Origin of the sequence: Nocardia aurantia, from assembly GCF_009604425.1 — a bacterium.
In the GTDB taxonomy this organism is placed as follows: domain Bacteria; phylum Actinomycetota; class Actinomycetes; order Mycobacteriales; family Mycobacteriaceae; genus Nocardia; species Nocardia aurantia.
In genome coordinates this window covers 106,622-126,338 of sequence record NZ_WEGI01000011.1, presented here as the reverse complement: position 1 = coordinate 126,338, position 19,717 = coordinate 106,622, and the positions used below count along the sequence as shown (strand labels likewise).

The window sequence follows — 19,717 nt, the reverse complement described above, 5'->3', positions numbered from 1 at the left end:
CGGTCTTCCGCCCGCGATGGGAAGCGCGCCGACGCCGACTGCACACCCCTGGTAGACAGTACTTTCACCTCGGCCTACACCGGTCCAGCGCGAAGTGTCTGCCTCCGCGCGAGGGCGATGAATCACGTGCGGCCGCTGTGCGGGTGCCAGCCGAGGCCGCCGCGCAGCACACTGCTCGAACTGAGCATGCCGCCTCCGGTATCGACACTGCCGAACCGGTAGATCACCGGCATCCGCCCCGCCGTGTTCAACATCGGTGTGGCATAACCTCCACTCCGAACCCGCTCGCCGATCGCCGGTGCCACCACGTGATTCCGAACCGACAGGTAGTACCACATCGCCGCACCCACGACTCCGCCCGCGAGGCCCGCGGCGGCATAATTCAGGGCGCTGTCGTCGTCCCCGGGGAAGTTCTCGTCAGCGTCGTCGCATTCGCTGTCGTCCACCCGTGTGCCGTTGACGGCATCCGCGCACACGGCCGCGAAATCCACATCCTCGGCCTGCGCCGAAGTCGTCGTGGTTCGTGCCGGAATCGTCGTGGTCCGCGTCGTGGTCGGAGCGGGTGCGGACGTGGTGCTCATGTTCTGCGGCACCGTGCTCGCGATCGTGGCGACCACCGGCGTCGGTTGCGATTCGGTCCGCTCCGGCGGTGCCGGCAATCCACAACTCGTACTCAGATACACACCCGCAACCGCCGGGACCAGAATCAGTACGGGCACCACGCCACGCTTTCGGTATTCGACCATCTGGACGACTCATCCCCGTTTCGATCGGGATACAAAACGGGACAATCATTCTCCGCCACAGAAGGTTTGGCAATACCGCAACCACAAAATGCCTACTAATGCACGAGAAAGCTCGTTCACAGAGTCCGATCCGTCCGGTTTCGCGCCCCGCTGATCGAACCGACCCTTCCGTACGTTGTGGAGCGCCTACGATAACGAGAATTCGAGCCGGGTTTTCCGCAGCGTTCAATGTGATGCACTCGCACGGCATTCGGGCATTCGGTTACGGCAGCACTACCGATATCCCCGGCGCAGCAAGAACTTCGCGCCGGCGTCGAAGCCTTCGACGTCCAGCACTTCGAAATCGAAGGCGTCGGCGAGATGGTCTGTGAGGTCGAAAGCGGCGCAGACCGCGAGCGCGTCCTCGATCTGGCGGGGTGTGACGCCGGTGGACAGGACCGCGCGCATGTCGTCGGCGGTGACCGTTCCCTCCCGGACCAGCGTGCCGAGCATCCGGAGCGTCGCGCGCAGGCCCTCCTCGAGGGGGGCCGTATCCGGATCGGCCAGTGCGGCTGCGACTTTCGCACTGTCGCCGTATGCGCGGCTCGCGGTCGCCGTATGGGCTCCGACGCAGAAGGCGGTGTCGTTCACCGTGGACACGTAGGCCGCCATCAACTCCCGGTCGGCGACCGACCAGTCGGAGGGGCCGCGCATCGCCTCGTGGGTGAAGGCCTTCGCGCGCTCGCCGTAGAACTCGGGCCGATAGAAGACCAGTTTGGCGGCGTCCGGCATCGGATGGCCGGAGAACAATCGGACCATGGCGAACAGCAGCTTCGTGCCGCGGCGATAGCCGTGATCGAGTACGCGGGGGCGCATCAGCGACGCTCCCCGGTCGCCGCGGCCAGGGCCGCCAGCCCCGCGTCGTACAGCCGGGTCGCGCGGCCGACCGCCGCGCACACGACCAGCTCGAACAGCTGATCCTCCGTGTGACCGGCGGCCGCGGCGGCGGCGAAATCCGCGTCGGTGATCAGCGCCGGGCCGGTGACGACCTTGCCGATCAGCACATCGATCGGCGCGGGGAGAGCCGTGTCGCCGAATGCCGCGGCACGCAACTCCGGCGAGGCCGTACCCGGCCCGTGCAAGACCTGCTCCACCAACGCTCGGTGCGCTGCTCGTTTCGCGTCCGGATCAGACATGTGCCCTCCGTCTCCCTCCAGCCCGGTCACCCGTTTCCGCCTGCCCCGGCCGGCCACCATCCCGGACCGGGTAGGACGCACTCTCAGGGGGGCAATGTACCCGCAGGCACCGACAGCAACGGACAATCCGCACCGCCGCGAATCCGGGCACGAACCGCGGCTGCGGCTCTCCACCCGCACACTCGAATTCGCCGTACGGGCTCGGCCGACACGCCTCTCCGTTGGGAACCGACCGCCATATTCCCGCATATGATTGCCAGTCGATAGCTGAATGGATCTGTTCCTAGTGTCGAGCCAGCATCTCTTTGCTTCGAGGACAGGATCAGGTATGCGACGTGCGCTCGTTGTCGTCGCGGCACCGGCCGCGGCAAGCATGCTCGTCCTGGGCGTGGGGGCCGGTCCCGGATCAGGTCGTGCCCAGGCACCCGGGGCCGAGATATTCGGTACGGGAATCCATCTGACGGCAGCGGTGGACAGCATCGGGGTGAACCCGCCCGGTGACCGGACGCCGAACCCGATGCCCTTCTCGCATGCTGTGCAGACGTCCGGGACCTACTCGGTGACCGTGTCGGGTGACCGGATCACGTCCGGTCAGGCGGTCGCGGGGTTCATCCTCGGGTGTGCGGTCAATCTGGCGAACGGCTTCCCGGTCGGACTCGAGCCCAATCAGGGGTTGAGCCTCGGTTTTGCCCCGACGTTCGACACCCCGGCCGACGGGACCGCACCGACCGTCACTCTCGGGCCCGCCGTCGTCGGGATCCTCGGCCTGACCGAGGACCTCATGGTGACCTTGGCGCCCGGCCAGGTCACCGTCGCGACGTCGGTGACGGCCAATCTGGACGACAAGACCACCTTCCCGTACCACATCACGTTCAACAATTCCGCGTTGAATGTCGCGCAGTGCGTAACCCCGGTTTCGGCCGTCCCCTTCGTCACCACCACCGTGAGCAACTCCCAGGGGACGGTGCAGACCACCGCTTACAGCGACCAGTTCGTCTTCTGAGACCCGCAGACGCAGAAACTCGCGGTTCATGAACAGCCGGTCGCACCGTGCGAGGAACCGTCACGATGGTCTCGGAATTCGACCATCGACGAAGGAACCGACAATCATGTGCGACTCCGTCTACCGGGAACGCTCTCACCTCGTGGCGCACCTCGCCGCCCTCTATCCCAGTGTGCGCGTTCATGATCCGGAGGAACCCGACGCGCCGACCGTCGTGACGGTCCGCTTGCCGTCCGGGCCGGCCGGCTGGCACATCAGAAACTGCGACCTCCACCTCTTCGAGCATGTTCCGCCGGGCGACAACCGCTACGACGGCTACGACACCGCGGAGAAGTACCGCCGCCTGGACGAGGCGACGAGGTTGCTGGCGAGCCGGAGGCCGCCTCCGTGGTGACAGCCGCCGATCCGGGTCGATCGGCGGCAGGAATCTCCGTCCGGCACGACTCACCGCCCGTGAGCTCCGGCTCACCGCCGGTCGACTGCGTTATCGTGCAGGTCGAATCGCTTTTTGCTCACAATTTGCCTGCTGCGGTGCGTCAGATCCGGAAGGAGACGACTGTGGTTCATCGGGTGATCGAGCCGGGCGGTCCGCCGTTGGTGGCCGGACGCGGGTGGTGGGCGGTGTTCATGGGTCTGGGGTCGGTCGTCACCACGATCGGGGTGGCGTTGCTCAGCCGCGGCGGCGATCCGGCCGGACCGTCGGCGGCGGCCGTCGCGTCGGGGCTGCTCGCCGCCGGGGCTCTGGAGATATTCGGTTGTCGCGCAGGTGGTTTCGGGGTCGGGCTGGAGCTCGTCACGGGGGCCGCGGTGATCGCGCTCTGGCCGGATCTCACCGCCGATCCGCTGGCGTTGCTGGCCGGGGCGGTCCTGGTCGTCGTGGGCCTGACCCGGCTGGCGGCCACCGTGACGACCACGAATCCCCGCACCGGTGACGGTTTCGTGGTCGCGGTCGTCTCGGCGGCGATCGCCCTGGCCACCGGGCTGGCATTGGTGTATCGGCCCGAGGCCGTCGAGGTGCCGCCGGCGGTCCCGCTCAGCATCTGGCTGATGCTGCAGGGATTTCGCGACGTGTCCTTCGGACGCACGCTGCGCGCGGGCTGAGCCGGGGCACCTCGACGATCCGGGCTACTTCACCGGGTCCGCACCGTGCAGTTCCGACAGGCTCTGTTGCACGAGTTGCTCGTGCCGCTCGGCGTCCTCGCGGGCGCGCCGCGGGCTCCACCGGCCGGACATCACGAAGATGAACGGCACGAACAGCAGCTCGGCCGCGAAGCAGACCCACCACCAGACCTGCCACTGCCGCGGATTGTCGTGTTGAGCCTTCTTGACGTCGGCGCTGTGCTCGGCCAGATAGGCCAGATCCTCCGGCGGCACCGGATTCGTGCTCAGCTGCCGCAACCGCGCCGCCGCACTGCTCGGATCGGCGGCCACGCCGGCCTTCACCAGCTGCTGGACCGCCGCCGCACCGGCCGCCGCATCCGTCGGATTCGCCTTCAGCGCGGCCAGGGTCTGCGGCGACACCGCCGAGATGGTGGCCACCTGCTGCGGATACTCCTCGACGATCGCCGAGATCCGCGACCCCTGGTCGACCAGTGTGGAGGCCGCCGTCGCCACGAAGGTGAACGCGAACAGCGACACCGTGACCACGATTCGCACGATCCAGCCCCAGATCGCCAGACCGGTGGCCGTGGCGGCGGGGTTGTGCTTCTCGACGGTCTCGGTGAAGGCCGCCATCCAGGCGCAGTACGCCAGGCCCAGGCCGATCGCGCTGATCGTCATCACCAGGGCGAACTGGTAATACGTGGTGCCCGGATGGGTGGCCAGCGCCGCGAAGATCCCGGTGGCGACCAGATTGATCACCGCGCCGATGACCATGAACGGCTTGCGCACCCGGATCTTGTCGGACAGCACGCCGGCGATCAGCAGCGTGACCGCGTCCGCCACCCAGTACCAGTTGGCCAGCGCGTTGGCCCGCGCCTCGGAGTAACCGAAGACGGTGACGAAGTAGATGACGAAGAACCCGACGGCGATGTAGTAGAAGAACAGGAACATGCTGACGCCGAAGGCCGGGCCGAGGATGTCCAGTTTCAGCAGCCTCCGCCACTGATTCTGCAGGGCCTCTTCGACATTCAGGCCCTTCGCGCGGGCCTCGATCAACTCCCGGTCCCGCATGCTGACCATCAGCTGATCGCGCAGCCGCGGCGACAGTTCGCGCAATCCGAAGAACGCGATCACCGCGACCACGAATCCGACGATGCCGCAGACATAGAACTGGAAGCGCCACTCCGTGTGCGAGTCCAGGGTGTGGCTGGAGACCTCGGTGACCACCAGACTGCCGAGCACCGGGCCCATGGTCCAGAAGCTCATCGCCGAGGCCCGCCCCAGCTGGGGTGAGAAGTCCCGGATCAGCGCCGGGGTGGCGACCAGCATGATGCCCTCGACGATGCTCAGCAGCGCGAACAGCACGTAGTACCACCCGATGCCGTGCGCGTTGGGCAGGCCGAACAGCACGATGGCCGCGGTGATGAACAGGCCGAAGACGACGAGATTCGCCCGGCCCCAGCGGTCGGCGAGACCGGCGGTCAGCGAGCCGAAGGCGCCGACCAGGTTGCCGACCACCGACACCATCACGAATTGGGTGAAGCTGAATCCCAGATCACCGATGATCTTGGTCGCGACAGCGCCCGGCACGTACAACTCGTAGTACAGGACGATGGTGGCGAGCACGGTGATCGCCAGATAGGTGTAGCGGGGAAGGGTGTCCGGGTAGTGCGGAAGCGCGCGTCGCCAGATCCAGTCGGCGGGGCGGTGGACGGAGGGGTCGGCATCCGGAGTGGGTGCGATCTGATCGAGCACAGGTACCTCGCTCAAAGGGCCGGCGATACGGACCGGCCACGACCGAGATCTGCGCAGATCCATACCACTGACCACCGAATGTGATTCAGAGCACAAAAGGTAACCAAACATGAATCCGGCGTCAAGTCTCAGTTTTCGCCGACCTGGCCGGTCCGAACGGCTTTCCGGGTAGGACCGCCGAAGTTGACATCGGATTCAAGTACACTTGGCCGGGCTCGAACGGACCCGCCGAGAGAGGATCGTGGGATGCGGATCAACGACAGCGTCGCCGTCGTCACCGGCGCGGCGGGCGGCATCGGCGCCGCCGTCGCGCAACGACTGCTGGAGCACGGCGGCAAGGTCGCGCTGAGCGACATCGCCGCCGACCGGCTCGCCGCGACCGTCGCCGGCCTGGCGGACCGGTTCCCCGGCCGGGTGCTCGGCCGGCCCGGCGACGCCGCCGACGAGTCCGACCTGATCGCGCTGATCGACTCCGCGACAACGACTCTGGGCCCGGTCGAGCTGTTCTTCGCGAACGCCGGTGTGGGCGGCGGCCCGGGTCTCGCGGCCACCGACGCGCAGTGGGAACAGGCGCTGAACATCAACCTGATGGCGCACGTCCGCGCCGCGCGGCTGCTGGTGCCGGGGTGGCTGGAGCGCGGCAGCGGATATTTCGTCGGCACCGCCTCCGCCGCCGGCCTGCTCACCCAGATCGGGTCCGCGACCTACTCCGCCTCCAAGCACGCGGCGGTCGGCTTCGCCGAATGGCTCGCGGTCACCTACGGCGACCGCGGCGTCCGGGTCAGCTGCCTGTGCCCGATGGGCGTGGACACCGCGCTGCTCACCGGCTTCGGCGCCGACGAGGCCGCCGACACCAGGCTGGCCGCCCGCGCGGTCACCGGGGCGGGAAAAGTCTTGCAGCCCTTGGATGTCGCCGATCTGGTGATCGAGGCCGTCGGGGACGAGCGGTTCCTGATCCTGCCCCACCCCGAGGTCGGGGAATTCCTGCGGCGCAAGACATCCGACCACGACCGCTGGATCCACGGTATGCAGCGTTACCGCACCACGCTGGAATCCTGACCAGGAGAGGACCTTTCGATGGACATCTTCACGCCGTCCGATCGCTCGCTGAAGTACCAGCACGAACTGCTGGCCTTCATGGACGAGCAGGTGTACCCGGCCGAGCCGGTCTACGAGGAGCAGATGGCCGCCTCCGGCGACCCGCACCACCACCCGCGCATCCTCGAGGATCTCAAGGCCGAGGCCCGCCGCCGCGGCCTGTGGAACCTCTTCCACCCGCATCCGCAGTGGGGTCCGGGCCTGTCCAATCTGGAGTACGCGCCGCTGGCCGAGATCATGGGCCACAGTCCGGCACTGGCCCCGGAGGCGTGCAACTGCGCCGCCCCCGACACCGGCAACATGGAGGTGTTCACCCTCTTCGGCACCGCGGCCCATCACGAGCGCTGGCTGCAGCCGCTGCTGGAGGGCGAGATCCGCTCGGCGTTCGCGATGACCGAGCCGGGCGTCGCCAGCTCCGATGCCACCAACATCGAGATGCGCATGCGCCGCGACGGCGACCACTACGTGCTCAACGGCCGGAAGTGGTTCGCGTCCAACGCGATGCACAAGAACTGCAGGGTGCTCATCGTGATGGGCAAGACCGATCCGGACGCCCCGAAGCACCGGCAGCAGTCGATGATGGTGGTACCGATCGACGCCCCCGGCGTCACCGTGGTGCGGAACCTGCCGGTGTTCGGTTACCGCGATCGCGAGGGCCACGCGGAGATCACCTTCGAGGACGTGCGGGTACCGGTCGAAGACGTGCTGAAGGGCGAGGGCGAGGGTTTCGCGATCAGCCAGGCCCGGCTCGGCCCCGGCCGCATCCACCACTGCATGCGCGCCATCGGCATGGCCGAACGCGCCCTCGAATTGCTGTGCGCGCGAGCCGAATCCCGAACCACGTTCGGGCAGAAGATCAGTGACCGCGCCAACATCCAGGACTGGATCGCGGAGGCCCGCATCGATATCGAACAGGCCCGGCTGCTGACCCTGAAGGCCGCGTGGATGATGGACACCGTCGGCAACAAGGCCGCCCAGGTGGAGATCGCCGCGATCAAGGTCGCCGCGCCGAACATGGCGCTGCGCATCGTCGATCGCGCCATCCAGGTGTACGGCGGCGCCGGCGTCACCGAGGACTTCCCGCTGGCCAGCATGTACGCGCACCTGCGCACGCTGCGGCTGGCCGACGGCCCGGACGAAGTGCACAAGCGCTCCATCGCGCGCGCCGAACTCGGTAAGGTGCGAGCCAAGGCCGCGCCGGCGGGTGCGGGCGCCTGAGGAGTATGCGTATGCCGTCCGACAACCCGGTGACCGAATCGCCGGCCGTGATCCGTCCCGGCGACACGGGATTCGAGATCGATCAGGCGGAATTCAGCGCCTGGCTGGACACGCTCGGCCTGGCGTGCACCGCTCCGGTGCAGGCCGTCCGGGTCGGGGTCGGCCAATCCAACCTGACCTTCCGGATCACCGATGCCCAAGGGCGGCAATGGATTCTGCGCCGTCCCCCGCTGGGTCACCTGCTGGCCTCGGCGCACGACGTGGCCCGCGAGGCCCGCGTGATGGCGGCGCTGGCCCCCACCGACGTGCCGGTGCCGCGGATCCACGACGTACGGCACGAGGGCGAGGTGGCGCTGGTGCTGATGGAATGCGTGGACGGCCTGGTACTCGACCGGCCCGCACCGGCGGAACAACTGACCCCCGCACTGCGGCACGCCGTCGGCACGTCCCTGATCGGCACGCTGGCCCGCATCCACGCGGTCGACCTGACCGCCACCGGACTCGACACCCTGGCCAGTCATTCCTCCTATGCCGCACGGCAACTCAAACGCTGGCCCGCGCAATGGGAGAAGTCGAAGACCCGGGATCTGCCGGTACTCGACCGGCTCACCGCGCGGCTGCGCGCGGCGGTCCCCGAACAACGCGAATTGTCGCTGGTGCACGGCGATTACAACCTGCGCAACGTGATCGTCTCGCCGGACACCGGTGAGCTCACGGCCGTACTGGACTGGGAGTTGTGCACACTCGGCGACCCGCTCGCCGACGTCGGCAGCCTGCTCGCCTACTGGCCGCGGCCCGGCGAACCCTCGATCCCGGGCGTGGATCTGTGCCTGCTGCCGGGCTTCCCGCCGCGCGAGGAACTGATCGACCGATACCTCGAGATCACCGGCCGCGACCGGAAGGCGTTGGCGTTCTGGCATTCCCTGGGCCTGTGGAAGCTGGGCATCATCGCCGAGGGCGTCCTGCGCCGCGCCCTGGACAATCCGCGCAACCGGGCCCAGTCCGGCACGCCGACCACCGATCTGGTGGACGAGCTCATCGGCCTCGCCGATCGGGTCGCCGCCGACGCGGGAATCTGAGCCGGCGGTGCCGGCGGGCGGCGATAGTGTGAGAACAAGCACTTGTTGGGTTACTGTTCCGCAAGTTGCCGGATTGTAACCTGAAAGGGTAATCATCGCAGGAGGATTCCCGTGGCGCAGACCGAGCATTCCGAGCCGTACTTCACCGAGAAGGACGGCGCGCTGCTACCGGCGCCGCATGCGCGCAGCTGGTGGACGCCGGGCATGCTGCACGGCCGGCTGCTCGCGGGACTGCTCGCCCGAGCGCTGGAGCGGGCGCATTCCGGCGAGGATCTGCACTTCGCGCGCCTGACCGTCGACATGTTCCGCAACGCGCCGATGGAGCCGCTGCGGGCCACGACCGAGCGGGTGCGGGAGGGCCGCCGCATCCGGGTGGCCGACGCGGTGCTGCACTCGTCCGTCGGCCCGGTCGCCCGCGCCTCCGCGGTGCTGCTGCGCCGCGGGGAGCAACCGACCGGTTTCGTGCCGAACGTGCCCGAGTGGAATGCGCCGCCGCCGGATCAGTTGCCGGACACCATGAAACCCGAATTCCCGATCCAGATGTTCGATGCGGAGAACAACCCCATCCACTACTGGGGCGACAGCGGCACGCTGCGCCGCCGGATCTGGGTGCACGAATTCTCCCCGTTGGTTGCCGGGGAGTCGCTGTCACCCTTCGTCCGCGCCGCACTGGCCGCCGATGCCGCCAGCCCGATGACACATGCCGCGAAGAAACTGGAATTCATCAACGCCGACTACACCCTGCTGCTGAGCCGGCTGCCCATGACAGATGTGGTCGGCCTGGAATCCGGCGGCCACATCAGCGAGGACGGCATCGCCGTCGGCCACGCCACGGTCTACGACATCGCGGGCGCCATCGGCCACTGCACCACCACGGCTCTGGCCAACACACGCACCACCGGCAAGCATCCGAAGGCCGCACCCTGACCGCGTGCTCACCCTCATCGATGAGCACGCGGATCCGGATGCGGCCGACGCGTTCCCGGGTCAGGCCGGTAGATCGACCAGCCCCGCCAGCCGTGCGTGGTGCGCCGCCGCGGTGCCGTAGGCGATCTGATCGGCCTTGGCCCGCTTGAGATACAGGTGCGCCGGATGCTCCCAGGTCATCCCGATACCGCCGTGCAACTGGACGGCCTCCTCCGCGGCGAGCACCGCGGTGTCGGAGCAGTACGCCTGGGCCAGCGCCGCCGCGACCGAACTGTCCGGATCCTGCTCCGCGAGCGTCGCGGCGGCGTAACGCGCTGCGGCACGGGCGGATTCGACCCGGACGAACACATCGGCCAGCCGGTGCTTGACGGCCTGGAAACCGCCCACGACCCGGCCGAACTGCTTGCGCACCTTGAGATATTCGACCGTGGCGTCCAGGCACCACTGCGCGACGCCGACCTGCTCCGAAGCCAGCAGCGCCGCACCGGTTTCCAGCGCGCGCTCCACCGCGTCCCGGGCGGCGTCGCCCTCGGCGAGCAGCGTGCCCTCGGCGCCGGCGAACGTGAGATCCGCGATCGGCCGGGACATGTCGAGCGACACCACCGGCGCGATCCGCGCCCGGTCGGCCGGGACGGCGTACAGCCGCGGCCCGTCCGCGCCGGTGGCCGGGACGAGCAGCACGCCCGCGCCGAGTGCGCCTGCGACGGAACGGATCTCGCCGGTGAGGCGGCCGTCCGCGGCAGCGGTGACGGTGGGCGCGATCGTGGTGGCCGGCAGCGGCGTCGCCAGCGCGGCGATCGTGCCGTCCGCGACCTCGGCGGCGAGATCCCGGGCCCCGGCGGCGAGCAGGGCGGTCACCGCGACCACCGAACTGGTCAGGAACGGCACCGGCGCGACCGCGGCGCCCAGTTCCTCCAGCACCACCGCGGCCTCGCGGGCGGTCGCCCCGGCGCCGCCGAGATCCTCCGGCACGAGCAGACCGGCGAGGCCCACCTCCGCCGAGAGTGTCCGCCACAGACCGGGATCCGCCTCGGCGCCGTCGTACAGCGCCGCCACCTGCGGCGCGGACAGCTTGCGCGACAACACCGATCGCACCGAGGCGCGCAACGCCTCCTCGACATCGGTGTACAGCAGATCCACATCCGCACCCGGCGGGACTGTGCTCATCGGCCCGACTCCTTCCACGACATCATGTGCCCGCCGGCGGTTGCGTTGCGCGCGGGGACCATCGGCGCACCGCGGCGGAAGTTCCGCGAAATCGGCTGTCCGCCAACGGATACTCGGCTCATCGGGGCAGATCCTTCCACGGGATCCCCTTGTCGCCGCGCGGTTCCGGGGGCAGGCCCAGTACGCGCTCGCCGACGATGTTGCGCAGCACCTCCGAGGTGCCGCCCTCGATCGAGTTGCCCTTCGCGCGCAGATAGCGGTATCCGGCGTCGCGGCCGATCATGTCGACCTTCTCCGGCCGCCGCAGCGTCCAGTCGCCGTAGCGCAGCCCGTCCTCGCCGAGCAGTTCCAGTTCCAGGCCGCTGAGCTGCTGGGCCAGCCGGGCGAAGGTCAGCTTCAGCGCCGAGCCCTCGGGCCCGGGGCGGCCCGCGGCCAGCTTCTGCCGCAGCCGGGCGCCGGTCAGCCGCGCGACCTCCGCCTCGACCCACAAATTCAGCAGGCGCACATGCAGTTCCGGGTCGCGCAGTTCGGGACGCTCGCGCCAGGTACGAGAGACCGGGCCGATCATGCCGCCCTCGCGGGGAATCGCGATGCCGCCGATGGCGACCCGCTCGCTCATCAGCGTCGCGTTGGCCACCTCCCAGCCCTGGCCGACCGCACCGAGCCGGTTCGCGTCGGGAATCCGCACGTCGGTGAGGAACACCTCGTTGAACTCGGCCTCACCGGTGATCTGCCGCAGCGGCCGCACGTCGACGCCGGGATCGGTCATATCGCAGAGGAAGTAGCTCAGGCCCGCGTGCTTGACCGCGTCCGGATCCGAGCGGGCCAGCAGGATGGCGAACCGCGCGTTCTGCGCGCCGGAGGTCCACACCTTCTGGCCGTTGACGACCCAGTCGTCGCCGTCGCGGACCGCGCGGGTGGCGACGCCGGCCAGGTCCGAGCCCGCGCCCGGCTCACTGAACAGCTGGCACCAGATCTCCTCGCAGGTGAAAAGCGGTCGCAGATAACGCTTCTGCTGCTCCTCGGTGCCGTAGGCCAGGATCGTCGGCGCGGCCATGCCGAGGCCGATCGGGTTGCGGCCGCCGTCGGTGTCCGGCGCGCCGGCCGCGGCCAGCAGCGAGTTCACGTGGTTCTGTAGTTCGCGGGCCAGACCCAGCCCGCCCAGACCGACCGGGAAATGCACCCAGGCCAGCCCGGCGTCGAATCGGGCCCGCAGGAATTCCACGGTCCCGGTGCTCGCCGGATCGTGCTCGGCGAGCAGCTTCGCGACCCGGGTCTCGATCTCGTCGATACCGGTCATTCACACACCACCTGTCAGGGTCACGCCGCCGTCGACGACCACGACCTGGCCGGTGAGCCACGCCGCGTCGTCGGAGGCGAGGAAGGCCGCGACGCTGCCGATGTCCTCCGGCACGCCGAGCCGTCGCAACGGATAATGACGGGCCACCTCGTCCTCGTGGCCCTCGTAGAGCGCGGTCGCGAACTTGGTCTTGACCACGGCCGGCGCGATGGCGTTCACCCGGACCTTCGGCCCGAGTTCCACGGCCAGCTCCTGGGTCAGGTGTACCAGCATGGCCTTGGTCGCGCCGTAGAAGGCGATGCCGGGCGCGGGTTTCAGGCCCGCGACCGAGGCGACGTTGACGACCGCGCCGCCGTGCTCGCCCTGCCACGCCCTGTGCGCGACCTGCACCCAGGAGATCGCGGACAGGCAGTTCACCTCGACGGTCTTGCGGGCCGCCCCCAGGTCCAGTTCCAGCAGCGGCCCGTAGACCGGGTTGATGCCGGCGTTGTTGACCAGCACGTCGAGCGAACCGAAGGCGGCGATCGTGCGCTCGATCGCCTCGGCCCGATGGTCGGGGTCGTCGGCGCGGCCCGCGACCGCGAGCGCGTGCTCCGGGCCACCCAGTTCGGCGACCGCCTCGTCCAGCGCCTCCGGCTTGCGCGCGGTGACGCAGACCCGGGCGCCCTCGTCGACCAGCCGCTGCGCGATCGCCAGCCCGATGCCCCGGCTGGCGCCGGTCACGATCGCCGTCTTCCCCTCGAATCGCCCCAACGTCCGACCCATCGAATACCGCCCTTCCCGCTGTGGTTCGCTCGCGCGCACGACCAGACTCCCCAAATCCGAACCCGACGTCAAGTTCATCGCCGCGCGGGCCGCGCGTCAACCGGCCCACCACAGTGGTAGCAGCCGGACGCGCTCAGCGGGCGGGACTCAGCCCCAACGTGTTGAACCAGATCCGGTTCAGCCCGGTCAGCAGGCGCTCGAACGCGATGCCCTCCCCCTGGACGAACACCATGTAGGCCATCCGGCTGGTCATCGTCGACAGCGACAGCGCGGTCACCCACGGATCCAGATCGGCTTCCACGCTCCCCGCGGCCTGCAGCGACCGGATCAGCGCCGCATTGCGCTCGCCGAACGCCTTGGCCCGATCGAACCGGATGGTCCGGAACTGCTCGTCGACCTGCGCCACCTGCTCCAGCACCGCCATCAGCCGATGATTGCGCTGATAGGCGAGCAGATATTCACGGTTCGCGGCCTCGATCAGCAGCCGGGGATCGTCGACACCGGAGCGCTGCCGGATGTGCGGATGCAGCATCTCCTCCCGCAACTGCTCGACGACCTCGGCGAACACCTCTTCCTTGCTGTCGAAATAGGTGTAGAACGACCCGGCGGCCACCCCCGCGGCCTTCGAGATGTCGCTGATCCGGGCATCGAGATAACCGTCGCGCTCGAACACCTCACGCGCCGCCGTCACCAGCGCACCGCGCGTGCGCATCCCCCGCTTGCTACGGGGAACCAGCTTCCCGGATTGCTCCTCGGTCACCTCTTGCGCACTCACCGTCCCGCTCGCTGGCCCCGGCGACCCTCGCCGGTGCGGAGGATATCAACAAGCCCCCATGACATCACCAGGTCAGCGATGCTACGCCCGCGACGACCGGATCGTGCGGGCATCGAGTGCTATCCGAATGCCGGATCGACGAGGATCACGTCGAGGGTGCGCGGGCCGTGCACGCCCTCGACGCGGTTCAGTTCGATATCGCTGGTGGCGCTCGGGCCGCTGACGAAGGTCAGTGGGCGCGTCGGGTCGAGGGCGCGGAACGCCTGCGGCACGGTGTCGACGATGTCGGCGGCGCGCACTACGCAGATGTGGCGGTCCGGGACCAGGGTCAGGGCGCGGCGGCCCTGCGCCGGGCCGGCGTCCAGGACGATGGTGCCGGTGGCGGCGATGCCGAGGCGGCTGCCGGTCAGGACGGCGTCGGCGGCGTCCAGCTCGGTCACCGACAGCGGGCGGGGATCGCCGTCGAGCACGAGCGTGGTTCGCGGACGCCAGCTCTCGGGCAGGTCGGCCGGGGCGACGACCGTGGCAACGGGCGACAGGAGGCCGGTCACGAGGTCGGCGATCCCGGATTCGGTGGTGCGGTAGACCTGCGCCCGGTAGTCGGCGACCATGGCGGCGAATCGCGCCACGTCGCCCGGGCCGCACCGTGGGGCGTGCTCATAGTCACGCGGAATCTGCACGGGCGCAATACTTCCCGCGGCGTGGATGCGCGCGAGGATCTCCGCGCGGGCGTCGGAGGCCATCAGCGGCTCCCGGCGCGAGTGGTCGAAGCGGGCTTCGCCCGGCGATCTCGGAGTGGCAGTCCCGGATCCGCACGAATACGGGGTGCGTGGTCTGCGACCCGGCCGATGCCGGGCGACCTGGTCGAAACCCTCGGTGACGGCACCCGGACTCGTCCGGAACCCGCCGCATACGATGTCGGAATACGCTGTGCCGCCGTCATTCTCGCTCCTCGTGGGTACGTGCCCACCATTGCCGGAAGGTCTCCTTCGGGGGCAGCGGGAGGTCGCGGCTGGTGGTCCATTTCGAGCCCGGATAGGGCAGGGTGGTGATGCGGCCGCGCATCCGGCCCAGCAGGCGGGCGAGTTTCGTGGCGCGTTCCGCGGCGGCGAAGCGCGACGGCGAGGCCATCATCGCGCTCGCGGCCTTCATCGCGAGGTCTTGAGGACCGGGCAGGCCACCCCGATGCGCGTCGATGTCCTTCGCGCGCAGATGGACCAGGATGCTCGGGATGTCGATGCGGACGGGGCAGGCGTCGAAGCACGCGCCGCACAACGTGGAGGCGTACGGCAGCGACGCGTTCGGGTCGTCCGGCCCGGTGACCCCGGTGAGCTGGGGGCTGAGGATCGCGCCGATCGGGCCCGGATACACCGAGCCGTAGGCGTGGCCGCCGACGCGTTCGTACACCGGGCACACGTTCAGGCAGGCGCTGCACCGGATGCAGTGCAGCGCGGGGCGTCCCGTCTCGTCGGCGAGGACGCGGGTGCGGCCGTTGTCGAGCAGGATCACGTGCACCCGCTGTGGTCCGTCGCCGGGATGCACGCCGGTCCACATCGAGGTGTAGGGGTTCATCCGCTCGGCCGTGGAGGAGCGTGGCAGCAGCTGCATGAACACCTCCAGGTCGGTGAACGTGGGAACCAGTTTCTCGATGCCCAGCACCGTGATCAGCGTCTCCGGCAGCGTCAGGCACATCCGGCCGTTGCCCTCGGATTCGACGACCGCGAGCGTACCCGTCTCGGCCACACCGAAATTCGCGCCGCTGATCGCCACCTTCGCGGTGAGGAACTTGTGCCGCAGATAGGTCCGGGCCGCGGTCGCCAGGGCGCGCGGATCGTCGGAGACGGCCGGGTCGACACCCGGCATCTCCCGGAGGAAGATCTCCCGGATCTCGGCCCGGTTGCGGTGGATGGCGGGCACCAGGAAATGGCTCGGGGTGTCGTGTCCGAGTTGCACGATCAGTTCGGCGAGATCGGTTTCGTACGCGGTGATCCCGTGTTCGGCCAGGTGCTCGTTGAGCCCGATCTCCTGGGTCGCCATGGATTTCACCTTCACCACCTCGGTGCTGCCGGTGGCCCGGATCAGCTCGGTGGCGATGCGGTTCGCCTCGGCGGCGTCGCGCGCCCAGTGCACCGTCCCGCCGCGCGCGGTGACGTTGGCCTCGAACTGTTCCAGCAGCTCCGGAAGTCGTTGCAGCACCGACGCCTTCAGCGCGCTACCGGCCGCGCGCAGCTGCTCCCAGTCCGGGACCTCGGCCACCGCCGCGGACCGCTTGGCGCGGATCGTCGCCGTGGCCGCACCCAGATTGGCCCGCAACTGGCTGTCGCCCAGCGCTTTCCGGGCCGCCGCCGGGAACGACTGCGCGCCACGCAGATTACCGCCGTCCGGCGGCGGACCCGGTGTCCCGAGGAAAGTGCTCTTCACGACCGGGCGACCTCCTGTTCCGTCGCCGCGAGGATCTCGGCGAGGTGGACGGTGCGGATTCCGCTGCGCAGCCGGGACAGTCCACCGCCGATGTGCATCAGGCAGGAGGAGTCGCCGGCGGTGCAGACCTCGGCGCCGCTGCGCTGCACCGTGCTCATCTTGTCGGCAAGCATCGCGGTGGAGACGTCGGAATTCTTCAGCGCGAAGGTGCCGCCGAAACCGCAACACGATTCCGCCGCGGGCAGTTCCAGCAGCGTCAGGCCGCGCACCGCCCGCAGCAGGCGCAGCGGTTTGTCACCGACCCGCAGCATCCGCAGCGAATGACAGGTGGGGTGATAGGTGACCCGGTGCGGGTAGTACGCGCCGACATCGGTGACGCCGAGCACGTCGACCAGCAGTTCCGACAGTTCGTAGGTCCGCGCCGCGATCGCCGCGGCCCGCGCGGCCAGACCGTCGTCGCCGGCGCGGCGGGCCACCATCGCGTGCTGATGCCGCACCGAGCCCACGCACGAGCCGGAGGGCGCCACCGCCGCATCCCAGGATTCGCCCTCGAACGCCGCCACATGGTTGCGGACCAGCGGCACGGCCTCCGCGAGATAGCCGGTGTTGACGTGCATCTGACCGCAGCAGGTCTGCCCGGCCAGGAACACCACGTCGTGACCGAGGCGTTCCAGCAGGCGGACCGTCGCGGTCGCCGCCTGCGGGAACAGCGCGTCCGCCAGACAGGTGGCGAACAGGGCGATGCGCATGGACTCTCCCGCCGATCGGATGTGGTCCGACCACGGTAGCACTATGGTCGGACCACTGTGACACTATGGTCCGACCACAAGGTAAGCTGCCGGGGTGCGAACCCACGAAGTCGTCCTGCAGCGAATCGAGTCGGACCTCGCGGCCGGGCGGCTGGTCGTGGGCGGCAGGCTGCCCGCCGAACGGGCCCTGGCCGAGGAGCTCGGGGTCGGCCGCTCATCGGTGCGCGAGGCGCTGCGCGTGCTGGAGGCGATGGGCGTGGTGCGCACCTCCGCCGGCTCCGGCCCGGACGCCGGCGCGATCGTCGCCGCCGATCCGGCCGCCTCCATCGGCACCGCGCTGCGGTTGCACGTCGCCACCCACACGCTGCCGGTGCGCGATCTCGTGCAGACCCGGATCCTGTTGGAGACCTGGGCTGTTCGCGAGGCGGCCTTCCGGGCGGCGGGCAATCCGCTGCCGGAGGTCGACGCACTGCTCGACGCGATGGACGATCCGGCGCTCAGTCCCGATCAATTCCACCGCCTCGACGCGGATCTGCACGTCGCGCTGACCGGGCTGGCGGGCAATGTGCTCATCGAGGCGATGATGTCCTCGCTGCGCGAGGCGATCCACGGTTACGTGATGGCGGCGGTGTCGCGACTGTCGGACTGGCCCGCCGTCGCCGCCGAACTGCGCCGCGAACACCGCGAGATCGTCGCCGCGATCCGCCGCGGCCACGGCGCCAAGGCCGCCGAACTGGTGCAGGTGCACATCGCCGGATTCCACGCGCTGGTGGATCCGGGCGCCTGAGTTGCGCGCGAATTGCCACGTACACCATCGATTTCGATGAACCATGCTCGAAAGACGTTGCGGCCGAGTCGCTTCGCCACGACTTGGCGCGGCGTGACACGCGAGCTGCTTGCACGGTCCGGCGGCGGTCCGTAGCGTCGATGAGGTGGTCGATGCCGTGATCGAAACGCTGGGGGACGACTTCTTCACCGAGCCGCAGGCCTACTATCGGCGGTGGCGGGAACGGGGTCCGGTGCGCCACGTGCGCTTCCCGGACGGTATCCCCCGCTGGATCATCGTCGGCTACCCGGAAGGCCGGGCGGCGCTGTCGGATCCGCGACTGCGCAAGGACGCCACGGAATTGATCGAGGTGTTCCGCCGCAAACGACCGGATCAGCATGTCGACTTTCGAGAGTCGATGCTGACCGCGCATATGCTCAACGCCGACCCACCGGATCACACCCGCCTGCGCAAGCTGGTCAGCAAGGCGTTCGCGCCACGGCAGGTCGCGGCCCTGCGGCCGCGCATCGAGCAGATCACCGCCGAGCTGCTGGACCGGTTCGACGGCCGCGACCGCGTCGACCTGCTGGAAGAGTTCGCGATACCACTGCCCGTCACCGTGATCTGCGAGGTGCTGGGGGTCGGCCTCGGCGACCGGGACTCCTTCCGCGCCTGGACCGCCACCCTGCTCGGTATCGGCGGCCGCTCCCCCGACACCACGGACGCGGCCGAGCAGATGACGCGGTACATGCGGAATTTGGTGCAGCACAAGCTTTCTCATCCTGCCGACGATCTGCTGTCGACGATCCTCGAGCCCGGCGAGGACGGCGATCGGCTCACCGAGGCCGAATCGGTCGCCATGGCCTTCCTGCTGCTGGTCGCGGGTCACGAGACGACCGTGAACCTGATCGGCAACGGCGTCCTGGCGCTGCTGCGCGACGAAACCCGCTGGGCGGCACTGTGTGCCGATCCGGCCCGGATACCGGTCGCGGTGGAGGAGTTCCTGCGTTTCGACGGCCCGGTGAACGTCTCCACCCTGCGATTCACCACCGAGCCGGTGGCGATCGGCGGTACCGAGATCCCGGCGGGCGAACTGGTCCAGGTCGCGCTGTCCGGCGCCAACCGCGATCCAGCCCAGTTTCCGGCCGGAGACGATCTGGATCTCGAAGGCGACGCCACCGGCCATCTGGCCTTCGGTCACGGCATCCACTACTGCGTCGGTGCGCCACTCGCGCGGCTGGAAGCAGTGGTCGCGTTCGACGCCCTGCTGCGACGGTTCCCGCGACTGCGGCTCGCCACCGACCGGACAGCGCTGCGTTACTACCGATCCACCCTGATCCGCGGCCTGACCGAACTGCCGGTGCTACTGGGGAATTGACACTCATGGGTGTCCGCCTCTCGAAAGCTGCCCGTCAGGTCAGCGATCGGGGCTGACCTCGGATGAATTCGGCCGACACGGCGGATTCCCGCGATCTGTCGCGAGTGTGAAATTTGTTTCCTTCGATCCGACCGGGCAGCATACCCGTAGCATCGGTCCGGCGTCCGGGATCTCGCTGGTTGCGCTCAGGGAGAACGGAACTATCGCCGCGACGGCAACCGGTTCCTACCGTGGTGCCGGACCACCTGCCATCAGCTCGCCGGCCGGCAGGCCGCACCCACACGCCATCAGGAG

At 69.2% G+C, this 19,717-nt stretch carries 20 protein-coding genes; 9 read left to right on the top strand and 11 right to left on the bottom strand.

What is annotated here, in order from left to right; all coding sequences use genetic code 11:
• Positions 1 to 122 precede the first annotated feature (122 nt).
• From NRB56_RS24885 to NRB56_RS24875, 3 genes are all read right to left on the bottom strand, one after another.
• The gene (locus NRB56_RS24885; protein ID WP_153346273.1) at positions 123 to 746 is read right to left on the bottom strand and encodes a hypothetical protein; all 624 of its coding nucleotides are present in this window, start codon (positions 744 to 746) and stop codon (positions 123 to 125) included.
• A 273-nt stretch (positions 747 to 1,019) separates the two neighbouring features.
• Positions 1,020 to 1,601, bottom strand: a complete 582-nt coding sequence (locus NRB56_RS24880; RefSeq protein ID WP_153346271.1) for a carboxymuconolactone decarboxylase family protein — start codon at positions 1,599 to 1,601, stop codon at positions 1,020 to 1,022.
• The gene (locus NRB56_RS24875) at positions 1,601 to 1,921 is read right to left on the bottom strand and encodes a hypothetical protein (protein WP_153346269.1); all 321 of its coding nucleotides are present in this window, start codon (positions 1,919 to 1,921) and stop codon (positions 1,601 to 1,603) included. Before NRB56_RS24875 ends, NRB56_RS24880 begins: the two co-directional genes overlap by 1 nt.
• A 328-nt stretch (positions 1,922 to 2,249) precedes the next feature.
• On the opposite strand from NRB56_RS24875, the gene NRB56_RS24870 reads away from it, so the two are divergent.
• The 3 genes from NRB56_RS24870 to NRB56_RS24860 all read left to right on the top strand — a co-directional run bounded on the left by NRB56_RS24870 (position 2,250) and on the right by NRB56_RS24860 (position 4,025).
• Entirely contained in the window at positions 2,250 to 2,924 is a 675-nt protein-coding gene (locus NRB56_RS24870; RefSeq protein WP_194290978.1) for an MspA family porin, read from the top strand.
• 106 nt (positions 2,925 to 3,030) lie between these two features.
• Positions 3,031 to 3,318 (top strand): hypothetical protein, encoded by a 288-nt coding sequence (locus NRB56_RS24865; protein WP_153346265.1) that lies wholly within the window; start codon positions 3,031 to 3,033, stop codon positions 3,316 to 3,318.
• A 164-nt stretch (positions 3,319 to 3,482) separates the two neighbouring features.
• Positions 3,483 to 4,025 (top strand): DUF308 domain-containing protein, encoded by a 543-nt coding sequence (locus tag NRB56_RS24860; RefSeq protein ID WP_153346263.1) that lies wholly within the window; start codon positions 3,483 to 3,485, stop codon positions 4,023 to 4,025.
• A gap of 24 nt (positions 4,026 to 4,049) precedes the next feature.
• On the opposite strand, the gene NRB56_RS24855 is transcribed toward NRB56_RS24860, so the two are convergent.
• Positions 4,050 to 5,795, bottom strand: coding sequence for an MFS transporter (locus NRB56_RS24855; RefSeq protein WP_153346261.1), 1,746 nt, complete (start codon positions 5,793 to 5,795; stop codon positions 4,050 to 4,052).
• Between the two features lie 231 nt (positions 5,796 to 6,026).
• Between NRB56_RS24855 and NRB56_RS24850 the strand changes: the two genes are divergently transcribed.
• From NRB56_RS24850 to NRB56_RS24835, 4 genes are all read left to right on the top strand, one after another.
• A complete protein-coding gene (locus NRB56_RS24850; protein WP_153346259.1) occupies positions 6,027 to 6,839 on the top strand; it encodes an SDR family oxidoreductase in 813 nt (270 codons plus the stop codon).
• A gap of 18 nt (positions 6,840 to 6,857) precedes the next feature.
• Positions 6,858 to 8,096: an acyl-CoA dehydrogenase family protein gene (locus NRB56_RS24845; RefSeq protein WP_153346257.1), complete on the top strand. Its 1,239-nt coding sequence runs from the start codon at positions 6,858 to 6,860 to the stop codon at positions 8,094 to 8,096.
• Between the two features lie 11 nt (positions 8,097 to 8,107).
• The gene (locus tag NRB56_RS24840; protein ID WP_153346255.1) at positions 8,108 to 9,175 is read left to right on the top strand and encodes a phosphotransferase family protein; all 1,068 of its coding nucleotides are present in this window, start codon (positions 8,108 to 8,110) and stop codon (positions 9,173 to 9,175) included.
• A 111-nt stretch (positions 9,176 to 9,286) separates the two neighbouring features.
• Positions 9,287 to 10,102: an acyl-CoA thioesterase domain-containing protein gene (locus NRB56_RS24835; RefSeq protein ID WP_319943487.1), complete on the top strand. Its 816-nt coding sequence runs from the start codon at positions 9,287 to 9,289 to the stop codon at positions 10,100 to 10,102.
• A gap of 60 nt (positions 10,103 to 10,162) precedes the next feature.
• Here the strand turns inward: NRB56_RS24835 and NRB56_RS24830 are convergent, their stop codons facing one another.
• From NRB56_RS24830 to NRB56_RS24800, 7 genes are all read right to left on the bottom strand, one after another.
• Positions 10,163 to 11,269: an acyl-CoA dehydrogenase family protein gene (locus NRB56_RS24830; protein WP_153346253.1), complete on the bottom strand. Its 1,107-nt coding sequence runs from the start codon at positions 11,267 to 11,269 to the stop codon at positions 10,163 to 10,165.
• Positions 11,270 to 11,387: 118 nt separating this feature from the next.
• Complete coding sequence (locus NRB56_RS24825; RefSeq protein WP_153346251.1) at positions 11,388 to 12,569, bottom strand: acyl-CoA dehydrogenase family protein; 1,182 nt, start codon at positions 12,567 to 12,569, stop codon at positions 11,388 to 11,390.
• Complete coding sequence (locus tag NRB56_RS24820) at positions 12,570 to 13,334, bottom strand: SDR family oxidoreductase (protein WP_153346249.1); 765 nt, start codon at positions 13,332 to 13,334, stop codon at positions 12,570 to 12,572.
• A gap of 133 nt (positions 13,335 to 13,467) precedes the next feature.
• Positions 13,468 to 14,109 (bottom strand): TetR/AcrR family transcriptional regulator, encoded by a 642-nt coding sequence (locus NRB56_RS24815; protein ID WP_319943486.1) that lies wholly within the window; start codon positions 14,107 to 14,109, stop codon positions 13,468 to 13,470.
• A gap of 119 nt (positions 14,110 to 14,228) precedes the next feature.
• Complete coding sequence (locus NRB56_RS24810; RefSeq protein ID WP_153346247.1) at positions 14,229 to 14,852, bottom strand: LutC/YkgG family protein; 624 nt, start codon at positions 14,850 to 14,852, stop codon at positions 14,229 to 14,231.
• A gap of 196 nt (positions 14,853 to 15,048) precedes the next feature.
• Complete coding sequence (locus tag NRB56_RS24805; protein WP_319943485.1) at positions 15,049 to 16,530, bottom strand: lactate utilization protein B; 1,482 nt, start codon at positions 16,528 to 16,530, stop codon at positions 15,049 to 15,051.
• A complete protein-coding gene (locus NRB56_RS24800) occupies positions 16,527 to 17,279 on the bottom strand; it encodes a (Fe-S)-binding protein (protein ID WP_153346245.1) in 753 nt (250 codons plus the stop codon). Before NRB56_RS24800 ends, NRB56_RS24805 begins: the two co-directional genes overlap by 4 nt.
• Before the next feature lie 94 nt (positions 17,280 to 17,373).
• Between NRB56_RS24800 and NRB56_RS24795 the strand changes: the two genes are divergently transcribed.
• Both NRB56_RS24795 and NRB56_RS24790 read left to right on the top strand, forming a co-directional pair.
• Positions 17,374 to 18,066 (top strand): FadR/GntR family transcriptional regulator, encoded by a 693-nt coding sequence (locus tag NRB56_RS24795; protein WP_319943484.1) that lies wholly within the window; start codon positions 17,374 to 17,376, stop codon positions 18,064 to 18,066.
• Positions 18,067 to 18,211: 145 nt separating this feature from the next.
• Positions 18,212 to 19,423 carry a cytochrome P450 family protein gene (locus NRB56_RS24790; RefSeq protein ID WP_319943483.1) on the top strand — a complete coding sequence of 404 codons (1,212 nt, stop codon included), beginning with the start codon at positions 18,212 to 18,214 and terminating at the stop codon, positions 19,421 to 19,423.
• Positions 19,424 to 19,717: the final 294 nt, after the last annotated feature.